General features: G+C 72.0%; 9 protein-coding genes. 8 read left to right on the top strand and 1 reads right to left on the bottom strand.

The window, feature by feature from the left end; genetic code table 11:
* The first annotated feature begins 44 nt into the window (after positions 1-44).
* The 4 genes from RZ84_RS25735 (at position 45) to mutM (ending at position 2,691) form a co-directional block, all read left to right on the top strand.
* Positions 45-638 (top strand): YceD family protein, encoded by a 594-nt coding sequence (locus tag RZ84_RS25735; protein WP_241778095.1) that lies wholly within the window; start codon positions 45-47, stop codon positions 636-638.
* A gap of 2 nt (positions 639-640) precedes the next feature.
* Positions 641-814, top strand: coding sequence for a 50S ribosomal protein L32 (rpmF, locus tag RZ84_RS25740; RefSeq protein WP_043266291.1), 174 nt, complete (start codon positions 641-643; stop codon positions 812-814).
* A 7-nt stretch (positions 815-821) separates the two neighbouring features.
* A complete protein-coding gene (rnc, locus tag RZ84_RS25745; protein WP_198540052.1) occupies positions 822-1,676 on the top strand; it encodes a ribonuclease III in 855 nt (284 codons plus the stop codon).
* 85 nt (positions 1,677-1,761) lie between these two features.
* Positions 1,762-2,691 (top strand): bifunctional DNA-formamidopyrimidine glycosylase/DNA-(apurinic or apyrimidinic site) lyase, encoded by a 930-nt coding sequence (gene mutM, locus RZ84_RS25750; RefSeq protein WP_043266293.1) that lies wholly within the window; start codon positions 1,762-1,764, stop codon positions 2,689-2,691.
* A 37-nt stretch (positions 2,692-2,728) separates the two neighbouring features.
* Here mutM and RZ84_RS25755 read toward each other — a convergent pair whose 3' ends face one another.
* Positions 2,729-3,673, bottom strand: a complete 945-nt coding sequence (locus RZ84_RS25755; protein ID WP_043266294.1) for a CAP domain-containing protein — start codon at positions 3,671-3,673, stop codon at positions 2,729-2,731.
* A gap of 131 nt (positions 3,674-3,804) precedes the next feature.
* Here RZ84_RS25755 and RZ84_RS25760 point away from each other — a divergent pair, with 131 nt between their 5' ends.
* The 4 genes from RZ84_RS25760 (at position 3,805) to RZ84_RS25775 (ending at position 10,329) form a co-directional block, all read left to right on the top strand.
* Entirely contained in the window at positions 3,805-4,086 is a 282-nt protein-coding gene (locus tag RZ84_RS25760; RefSeq protein WP_043266295.1) for an acylphosphatase, read from the top strand.
* A gap of 382 nt (positions 4,087-4,468) precedes the next feature.
* Complete coding sequence (locus RZ84_RS25765; RefSeq protein ID WP_043266296.1) at positions 4,469-4,672, top strand: hypothetical protein; 204 nt, start codon at positions 4,469-4,471, stop codon at positions 4,670-4,672.
* Positions 4,673-4,997: 325 nt separating this feature from the next.
* Positions 4,998-8,666 (top strand): chromosome segregation SMC family protein, encoded by a 3,669-nt coding sequence (locus RZ84_RS25770; RefSeq protein WP_043266297.1) that lies wholly within the window; start codon positions 4,998-5,000, stop codon positions 8,664-8,666.
* Between the two features lie 244 nt (positions 8,667-8,910).
* Positions 8,911-10,329 (top strand): sugar porter family MFS transporter, encoded by a 1,419-nt coding sequence (locus RZ84_RS25775; RefSeq protein WP_043266298.1) that lies wholly within the window; start codon positions 8,911-8,913, stop codon positions 10,327-10,329.
* Positions 10,330-10,369 lie beyond the last annotated feature (40 nt).

The raw sequence follows: 10,369 nt of genomic DNA on the forward strand, positions 1-10,369 counted from the left end.
AGCAGGAAGCCATCAACGCCCGCCTCGACCACCGTTCCCCGCTCGTGTTCGACACACGCGAGCTGGGTCGTCGTCCCGGCACGCTCAAGCGGCTCTCCCGCTCCGCCGAGGCCCCCGCGGACCTCGGCAACGAGGTCATCGGAGTGCCCGAGGGCGAACCGATCGAGCTCGACCTCCGCCTGGAAGCGGTCATGGACGGGGTGCTTGTCACAGGTACCGCCCGTGCGACCGTCAAGGGGGAGTGCGTAAGGTGTCTGGAGCCGCTGGAGCGAGTGCTCGAAGCGGACTTCCAGGAGCTGTTCGCCTACCCCGACGCCGATGCCCGGACCCGCACCGCGGAGTCCGGCGACGACGCCGAGGACGAGGAGGACACCCTCTACATCGAGGACGACCTGTTCGACCTCGAACCCGTGCTGCGGGACGCGGTGGTGCTGTCACTGCCGCTGCAGCCGGTGTGCCAGGACGACTGCCCCGGCCTGTGCTCCGAGTGCGGAGCGCGGCTCGCGGACGATCTGGACCACCACCACGATGCCGTCGACATGCGCTGGGCGGCACTGCAGGGACTCGTCGCGACCAACCAGGACGGCGAGAAGGACAACGTACCCCGCGACGGCGGGGATGAACCTCAGGAGAAGTAGCCGTGGCTGTTCCGAAGCGGAAGATGTCGCGCAGCAACACGCGCCACCGCCGGTCGCAGTGGAAGGCTGCGGTCCCCACCCTGGTGGCGTGCGAGCGCTGCCACGAGCCGAAGCAGCAGCACATCGCGTGCCCCAGCTGCGGCACCTACAACAAGCGCCAGGTCATCGCGGTCTGAGCGGCTGGTGACAGGCACTGTGTCTAGCCCCAAGAAGGCGGAAGACGCTCATTCGTCACCCCGCGGACGCGGGGCGGAAACGGCTCCGGCGGACACGGCCTCGTCTCTCACGCTTCTGGAAGGGCGGCTCGGGTACACACTTGAGTCCGCCCTTCTGGTGCGTGCGCTGACGCACCGCTCGTACGCCTACGAGAACGGCGGTCTGCCCACCAACGAGCGGCTCGAATTCCTCGGGGATTCGGTGCTCGGCCTGGTGGTCACGGACACGCTGTACCGCATCCACCCCGACCTGCCGGAAGGCCAGCTGGCCAAACTGCGGGCCGCGGTGGTCAACTCGCGGGCGCTCGCCGAGGTGGGCCGCGGCCTCGACCTCGGCGCCTTCATCCGCCTCGGCCGGGGCGAAGAGGGCACGGGCGGCCGGGACAAGGCGTCCATCCTCGCCGACACCCTGGAAGCGGTGATCGGCGCGGTCTATCTCGACCAGGGCCTCGACGCGGCCGGCGAGCTGGTGCACCGGCTCTTCGACCCGCTGATCGAGAAGTCCTCCAGCCTGGGCGCCGGCCTCGACTGGAAGACCAGCCTCCAGGAGCTCACCGCGACCGAGGGCCTCGGTGTCCCGGAGTACCTGGTCACCGAGACCGGCCCGGACCACGAGAAGACCTTTACTGCTGCCGCCCGCGTCGGTGGTGTCTCGTACGGCACCGGCACCGGCCGCAGCAAGAAGGAAGCCGAGCAGCAGGCGGCCGAGTCCGCGTGGCGTGCGATCCGCGCCGCGGCGGACGAGGCGGCCAAGGCCGAGGAGTCACCGGATTCCGGCGACTCGGCTCAGGCTTCCGGCGACGGCGCGTCGCCGGCACACTGAACCCCTTTTTCTGACCCCGTCCGCGGCGGCCCGGCCGCCGCGGACGGGGTCAGAAGTCTTTCCCGAGGATGATGAGGAGCGCCCCGTGCCCGAGCTGCCGGAGGTCGAGGTCGTACGCCGCGGACTGGACCGCTGGGTCAGCGGCCGGACCGTGGACGCCGTCGAGGTCCGCCACCCGCGCGCGATCCGCCGGCACACCGCGGGCGCGGCCGACTTCGCGGACCGGCTCAAGGGGCTGCGCATCGGCACCGCCCGCCGGCGCGGCAAGTACCTCTGGCTCCCGGTGACCGGCGGCGGCCCGGCCGCGCAGAGCGCCGCCGAGGGCATCACGCCGGTCATCACCCCGTCCGTCACCCACGGCCTGGCGGTCCTGGCCCACCTCGGCATGAGCGGCCAGCTGCTGGTCCAGCCGCAGGACGCCCCCGACGAGAAGCACCTGCGGATCCGGATCCGCTTCGCCGACGACCTCGGCACCGAGCTCCGCTTCGTCGACCAGCGGACCTTCGGCGGCCTCTCGCTGCACGACACCGTCCCCGGCGACGCCGACCTGCTCCCCGACGTCATCGCGCACATCGCCCGCGACCCGCTCGACCCGGCCTTCGACGACGCCGCCTTCCACGACGCGCTGCGCCGCCGCCGCACCACCGTCAAACGGGCCCTGCTGGACCAGTCGCTGATCAGCGGCGTCGGCAACATCTACGCCGACGAGGCGCTGTGGCGCGCCCGGCTCCACTACGAGCGGCCGACCGTCACCTTCACCCGCCCGCGCACCGCCGAGCTGCTGGGGCACGTACGGGACGTGATGAACGAGGCGCTGGCCGTCGGCGGCACCAGCTTCGACAGCCTCTATGTCAACGTCAACGGCGAGTCCGGCTACTTCGAGCGCTCCCTGGACGCGTACGGCCGCGAGGACGAACCGTGCCGCCGCTGCGGTACGCCGATCCGCCGCCGCCCCTGGATGAACCGCTCCAGCTACTTCTGCCCGCGCTGCCAGCGCCCGCCCCGGCCGCGCTGAGCCGGACCGGACCGGCGGCACGTACCGGGCGGCGGGCTCAGAAGCCGAATTCCTGGGTCCACCACGGGCCGCCCGGCCCGAAGTGCGCGCCGACGCCGAGGGTCTTGTACTCGCAGTTCAGGATGTTGGCGCGGTGCCCCGCGCTGTTCATCCAGGTGTCCATCACGGCCCGGGCGTCGGCCTGGCCGCGGGCTATGTTCTCGCCGCCGAGGTTCGCTATCCCGAGGACCCGGGCCCGGTCCCACGGGGTGTGGCCGTCCGGATCGGTGTGGCCGAAGAACCCCCGCTGTGCCATGTCCTCGCTGAAATGCTGGGCCAGACCGTCCAGTTGGCCGCTGTCGGCCAGCGGCGAGCAGCCGGCCCGCTCGCGCTGCTCGTTCACCAGCGAGAGCACCTGCGCCGCGGCGGACGCCCCGGTTTCGGGGGCCTTCGACGCCGTCGGCGAGCTCGTCGGCGCCGCCGTCGTGGGCCGGCCGGTGGGCTGCGCGGAGTGCCGCGCACCGGGCGTCGCGGTGGGTGACGCGGAGGCCCGGCCCGGCGACGGGGAGGCGCTGGGGGAGGCCGTGGAGGCGGGGGAGCCGGGGGAGTCGGGGGAGGAGGGCTGCCCGGTGTCGGGGGACGCGGTCTGCCGGCCGGCGCTGCCGGTCGCCGGATCCGTGGCGCCGGCCGGTGCGGCGGAGCGGCTCTCCTGGGGCTGCAGGTCCGGCAGCGCGTCGGCCCGGACCCGTTCGGCGTGGTCGCCGTCGCCGCCCACCACGAACTGGCCGCCGCCGGGGACGAGTCCGGACGCGACCGCCACGGCCCCCATCGCCATCGCGGCGGAAGCGCCGAGCAGTCCGGTGCGCACCGGGGCGGACCGGCGGGGCCGGGCGGCGTGGTGGGCGCGGTGGCGGGCGGCCGGCGGTGCGCCTGCCGGACCGTCAACTGGCCCCGTACCGGGGGATTCGGGCGCGTGGGGAGCAGAGCGTCGGTGGCGTCCCATCCGCGGTCGTTCCTTCCGTCCAGCGTCGAGCGGCTCACCCGAAAGAGTGAGCCTTCGCTGTCGGGGGACTGTACGCCATGACGGGAGGGGCCGAAGTTCCTCCTGAGCAATTGGCCGGTTAACGTGCACACATGGTTGAAGAGGTGCGGATGACCGCCTGGGTACGGGGCCGGGTCCAGGGAGTTGGGTTCCGCTGGTTCACCCGTGCGAACGCCCTGCGGATCGGCGAACTCGTCGGCTTCGCGGTCAACCTCGGCGACGGCCGGGTCCAGGTCGTCGCCGAGGGCCCGAAGGACCGCTGCGAGGAGTTGCTGGACTGGCTCCGCACCGGGGACACGCCCGGGGCCGTCGACGGCGTCACTGAGATCTGGGACACGCCCCGCGGCGGCTACGACGGCTTCGCGATCCGCTGACATGGCCGGGAAAGGCCGTCCGTCCGGGGGTGGTGGCTGATCTTGGGGGTATGCCTTTGTCAGCTGCTTACAGGAGATAAGCCCTGGTGGTTGCCAACTCGGCCGACCCGTGCAAGGCTGCCGCTGTACGGATGATCTCCACGCCCCCGCGGGACCTTTCTGGGGAGTCGGCGCCGCGCCCTGAGGCCGCGCACTCTCAGGTGCCCGAGGATACGGGCTGTGATCGTGTTGACCCTCCATCCGTTTGGTGAGACGCTGGAATCCCCGCGCACCTTAGCTGTTTGGCATTGAAGGCACCTGGAGAATGACAAGCACCGCGGGTGCGAATCCCTCACGACCCACACCGCTTCGGTCGGTCACTCATTGTGGAGGACCATCCATCATGGCAAAGGCGCTTCTCGGTTACGTCGGCGGCTCCGACCCCCGAGTCCTCTCCGAGATGCGACGGCTTCAGCAGCGCGTCCAGGACCTTGAATCCGAACTTATTCGGATGCAGGCCGAGAACGACATGCTGTCGGCTGCCGCACGTCGCGACGATTCGGTGCTCGACATCGACGTACCCCAGGCGGAGCCCGCGCTCACCTGACCCCAACCCCAGGGCCGGTCGGGCTGCTCGTCAGCCGCTTGAGGCACCGCTCTTCAAGATCTGCAAGGGACGCTTCGGCGTCCCTTCGTCGTTGTTTTCCCGGCTGTGGAATTGCCTCGGCGGCCGGAATGCCACCGGCCGGCGCCTCGCCGCCCGGTCACTTCGGTACTCCGGTGTCTCCCTTACCGCATGATGTGCCCTGCGCTTTCCCCGGTGAAACCGAAAAGCGGCGCGCCGGCGGATACCCGGGGGCCGTACCGGGCCGGGGGCCGGCGCCGGAATGTTGGGGACGTCCGCCGAGGGGCGGCCGGTAGAGTCCAACGGCGTGCACCTCAAGAGTCTGACCCTGCGAGGCTTCAAGTCCTTCGCCTCCGCCACGACGCTGCGGTTCGAACCGGGCATCACCTGCGTCGTGGGCCCCAACGGTTCCGGCAAGTCCAACGTCGTGGACGCGCTGTCGTGGGTCATGGGGGAGCAGGGCGCCAAGTCGCTGCGCGGCGGGAAGATGGAGGACGTCATCTTCGCCGGGACGACCGGCCGGCCGCCGCTGGGCCGCGCCGAGGTCTCGCTCACGATCGACAATTCCGACGGCGCGCTGCCCATCGAATACGCCGAAGTCACCATCACCCGGATCATGTTCCGGAACGGCGGCAGCGAGTACCAGATCAATGGCGACACCTGCCGGCTGCTCGATATCCAGGAACTCCTTTCCGACTCCGGTATCGGCCGCGAGATGCATGTCATCGTCGGCCAGGGCCAGCTCGACTCCGTTCTGCACGCCGATCCGATGGGCCGCCGGGCGTTCATCGAGGAGGCGGCCGGCGTCCTCAAGCACCGCAAGCGCAAGGAGAAGGCGCTGCGGAAGCTGGACGCGATGAAGGCCAATCTCGCCCGCGTGCAGGATCTGACCGACGAGCTGCGGCGGCAGCTCAAGCCGCTGGGGCGGCAGGCAGCGGTCGCCCGGCGGGCAGCCGTGATCCAGGCCGATCTCCGCGACGCCCGGCTGCGGCTGCTCGCCGATGACCTCGTCACCCTGCGCCGGGCGCTGGCGGCGGAGATCGCCGACGAGGCGGCGCTCAAGGAGCGCAAGGAGGCCGCGGAGGCCCGGCTGCGGACCGCCCAGCAGCGCGAGGCGGCGCTGGAGGAGGAGGTGCGGACCCTCACCCCGCGGGTGCAGCGGGCCCAGCAGACCTGGTACGAGCTGTCGCAGCTCGCCGAGCGGGTGCGCGGCACGATCTCGCTGGCCGAGGCGCGGGTCAGGAGCGCCTCGGCGGCCCCGCCGGACGAGCGGCAGGGCCGCGACCCGGAGGACATGGAGCGGGAGGCGGCACGGATCCGCGAGCAGGAGGCGGAGTTGACGGCCGCGCTGGAGGCGGCGAGCCGGGCGCTGGAGGACACCGTCGAGCACCGTGCCGGGCTGGAGCGGCAGTTGGCCGACGAGGAGCGGCGGCTGCGGGATGCCGCCCGGGCCATCGCCGACCGGCGCGAGGGGCTGGCGCGGCTGAGCGGCCAGGTCACCGCGGCGCGCGGCCGGGCCGCCTCGGCGCAGGCGGAGATCGGCCGGCTCGCCGAGGCCCGGGACGCGGCCCGGGACCGGGCGGAGGCCGCCCAGGAGGAGTACGAGCAGCTCAGGGGCGAGGTCGCCGGGCTGGACGCGGACGACGCGGAGGCCGGCGAGCGGTACGAGGCGGCCCGTCGGGAGCTGGCCGCGGCGGAGTCCGCGCTGACCGGCGCGCGGGAGGCGCTGACCGCGGCCGAGCGCGAGCGCGCGGCGACGGCGGCCCGGCACGACGCGCTGGCGCTCGGGCTGCGCCGCAAGGACGGCACCGGTGCGCTGCTGGCGGCCACCGACCGGCTGAGCGGGCTGCTCGGCCCGGCGGCGGAACTGCTGACCGTCACCCCCGGGTTCGAGATCCCGGTGGCGGCGGCGCTCGGCGCGGCGGCGGACGCGGTCGCGGTCACCGATACGGCCACCGCGGCCGAGGCCATCCGGCTGCTGCGCAAGGAGGATGCCGGACGAGCGGCGATGGTGCTCGGCGGCAGCCGGGCCGTGCGGGTGCCGGCGCCGGCGCGTGCGGTGGAGGCCGTGGCGGCGGTGGAGGTGGCCGAGCGGGTCGGCGGCGACGGTGCCGGTGGGGCCGAGGCGACCGGTGCGGCCCCGGACGCGTCCGGGGCGGCGGTCGCCGGTCCGGGGCCGGTGCCCGCTCAGGAACTGGTCAACGGGCCGAGGGAGTTGACGGCGGCGGTGGCCCGGCTGCTGCGGGACGTGGTGGTGGTCGGGACGCTGGAGGACGCCGAGGAGCTGGTGGCCGCCCGGCCCGAGCTGACGGCGGTGACCGCGGAGGGCGATCTGCTCGGGGCGCACTTCGCGCACGGCGGTTCGGCCGGGGCGCCGAGCCTGCTGGAGGTGCAGGCGTCCGTCGACGAGGCGGCGGCCGAGCTGTCGGAGCTGGCGGCCCGCTGCGCGGAGCTGGCCGCGGCGCAGCGGGCGGCGGCGCAGCGGCGTACCGAGTGCGCCGCGCTGGTCGAGGAGTTGGACGGGCGGCGGCGGGCGGCGGACCGGGAGAAGTCGAAGGTCGCCGGGGACCTGGGGCGCCTGGGCGGGCAGGCGCGGGCCGCCGCCGGCGAGGCCGAACGCTCCGCCGCGGCGGTCGCCCAGGCCGAGGAGGCGCTGGTGCGGGCCACCGAGGAGGCCGAGGAGCTGGCCGAGCGGCTCGCGGTGGCGGAGGAGGAGCCGGGCGACGAGGAGCCCGACACCTCCGTACGGGACCGGCTGGCCGCGGACGGCGCCAATGCCCGGCAGACGGAGATGGAGGCCCGGCTCCAGGCGCGGACGCACGAGGAGCGGGTCAAGGGGCTCGCCGGGCGGGCGGACGCGCTGGACCGGGGGGCGCGGGCGGAGCGCGAGGCGCGGGCGCGGGCCGAGCGGCGGCGCGCCCGGCTCCGCCATGAGGCGGCGGTGGCCGGGGCGGTGGCGTCCGGGGCGCGGCAGCTGCTGGCGCATGTCGAGGTGTCGGTCGTACGGGCCGAGGAGGAGCGGGCCGCCGCGGAACGGGCCAAGGCCGAGCGGGAGCAGGCGCTGGTGGCCGAGCGCGGCCAGGGCCGGGAGCTGAAGGCCGAGCTGGACAAGCTGACGGACTCGGTCCACCGGGGCGAGGTGCTGGGGGCCGAGAAGCGGCTGCGCATCGAGCAGTTGGAGACCCGGGCGCTGGAGGAGCTCGGGGTGGAGCCGGCGGTGCTGACGGCGGAGTACGGCCCGGAGCAGCCGGTGCCGCCGTCGCCGCCGGCCGAGGGCGAGGAGCTGCCGGAAGACCCGGAGCACCCGCGCAACCAGCCGGTGCCGTACGTACGGGCCGAGCAGGAGAAGCGGCTGCGGGCCGCTGAGCGGGCGTACCAGCAGCTCGGGAAGGTGAACCCGCTGGCGCTGGAGGAGTTCGCGGCGCTGGAGGAGCGCCATCAGTTCCTCAGCGAGCAGCTTGAAGACTTGAAGAAGACCCGGGCCGACCTGCTTCAGGTGATCAAGGAGGTCGACGAGCGGGTGGAGCAGGTCTTCACCGAGGCGTACCACGACACCGCGCGGGAGTTCGAGGGAGTCTTCTCTCGGCTCTTCCCGGGCGGCGAGGGCCGGCTGGTGCTGACGGACCCGGACGACATGCTGGCGACCGGGGTGGATGTGGAGGCGCGGCCCCCTGGGAAGAAGGTCAAGCGGCTCTCGCTGCTGTCGGGCGGTGAGCGGTCGCTGACCGCGGTGGCGCTGCTGGTGTCGATCTTCAAGGCGCGGCCCAGCCCGTTCTATGTGATGGACGAGGTCGAGGCGGCGCTGGACGACACCAATCTCCAGCGGCTGATCCGGATCATGGAGGAGCTTCAGGAGAGCTCCCAGCTGATCGTGATCACGCACCAGAAGCGGACGATGGAGGTCGCCGACGCGCTCTACGGCGTCTCGATGCAGGGCGACGGCGTCTCGAAGGTGATCAGCCAGCGGCTGCACTGAGCCAAGGGGAGACCGCACAGCGTCACCGTTCGTACACCCTTCGAAGATCAATTCAGAACTTGAACGAGGCGTGCCGTTCTCTTGTGGGAAACAAATTAGTTACGCGGTATTGACTTCGAAACTTGAAGGCATAGTCTCTGTCGCGTTGCTTTTACCTTCAAGTGGTGGGTGTCCCCAACGTATGCACCACTTGTAGGGCCAGCCCCCTACGCCCGGCAGCGCAGCCGGGCCACTGGAGTTCACGTTGACCAGCACCGCGCAGCCGACGGTCCCGGAAGGCCGCAAGGCCCATCCCGACCACCTCGGCCATGTCATCTTCATCACCGCGGCTGCCGCGATGGGCGGCTTCCTCTTCGGTTATGACAGCTCCGTCATCAATGGTGCCGTGGAGGCGATCCGCGGCCGCTACGACGTAGGGTCCGCCGTCCTCGCGCAGGTGATCGCCATCGCGCTGATCGGCTGCGCCATCGGTGCCGCCACCGCCGGCCGGATCGCCGACCGGATCGGCCGGATCCGCGTGATGCAGATCGCCGCGGTGCTCTTCACCATCAGCGCCGTCGGCTCCGCCCTGCCGTTCGCCCTCTGGGACCTGGCCATGTGGCGCGTGCTGGGCGGTATCGCGATCGGTATGGCCTCGGTCATCGGCCCGGCCTACATCGCCGAGGTCTCGCCGTCCGCCTACCGCGGCCGGCTCGGCTCCTTCCAGCAGGCCGCGATCGTCGTCGGCATCGCCGTCTCCCAGCTCGTCAACTGGGGCATCCTCAACCTCGCCCACGGCAAGCAGCGTGGCACCATCGCCGGCCTGGAAGCCTGGCAGTGGATGCTCGGCGTGATGGTGATCCCGGCCGTCCTCTACGGTCTGCTGTCCTTCGCGATCCCCGAGTCGCCACGCTTCCTGATCTCCATCGGCAAGGCCGACCGCGCCAAGGAGGTGCTGGCCGAGGTCGAGGGCCACGCCGTCGACCTCGACGCCCGGGTCGTCGAGATCCAGGAGGCGATGCGCCGCGAGCACAAGTCGACCTTCAAGGACCTGCTCGGCAGCAAGATGGGTTTCCTGCCGATCGTCTGGGTCGGCATCGGACTCTCCGTCTTCCAGCAGCTGGTCGGCATCAACGTCGCCTTCTACTACTCCTCGACGCTGTGGCAGTCCGTCGGGATCAACCCCGAGAGCTCGTTCTTCTACAGCTTCACCACCTCGATCATCAACATCATCGGCACCGTGATCGCGATGGTCTTCGTCGACCGGATCGGCCGCCGTCCGCTGGCGCTGATCGGCTCGGCCGGTATGGCCATCGCGCTGGCCCTGGAGGCGTGGGCCTTCTCCGCCAAGTCCGCGGCCGGCACCCTGCCGTCCGCCGAAGGCACCGTCGCCCTGATCGCCGCCCACGGCTTCGTCCTCTTCTTCGCGCTCTCCTGGGGCGTCGTGGTCTGGGTCTTCCTCGGCGAGATGTTCCCGAACAAGATCCGCGCCGCCGCGCTGGGCGTCGCCGCCTCCGCGCAGTGGATCGCCAACTGGGTCATCACGGCCAGCTTCCCGAGCCTGTCCGACTGGAACCTCTCCGGCACCTACGTGATCTACATGGTCTTCGCTCTGCTCTCGATCCCCTTCGTGCTCAAGTTCGTGAAGGAGACCAAGGGCAAGGCGTTGGAGGAGATGGGCTAACCCCCCCGCCAGTCCGTCTCCTCAGTTGTGGCTGGGGGCC

Origin of the sequence: Streptomyces sp. CT34 (assembly GCF_000805335.1) — a bacterium.
GTDB lineage: Bacteria > Actinomycetota > Actinomycetes > Streptomycetales > Streptomycetaceae > Streptomyces.

Bases quoted from the DNA above. Each gene is read 5' to 3' on its own strand.
- RZ84_RS25755 (WP_043266294.1), bottom strand. From the start codon at position 3,673: ATGGGACGCCACCGACGCTCTGCTCCCCACGCGCCCGAATCCCCCGGT.
- RZ84_RS25760 (WP_043266295.1), top strand. From the start codon at position 3,805: ATGGTTGAAGAGGTGCGGATGACCGCCTGGGTACGGGGCCGGGTCCAG.
- RZ84_RS25765 (WP_043266296.1), top strand. From the start codon at position 4,469: ATGGCAAAGGCGCTTCTCGGTTACGTCGGCGGCTCCGACCCCCGAGTC.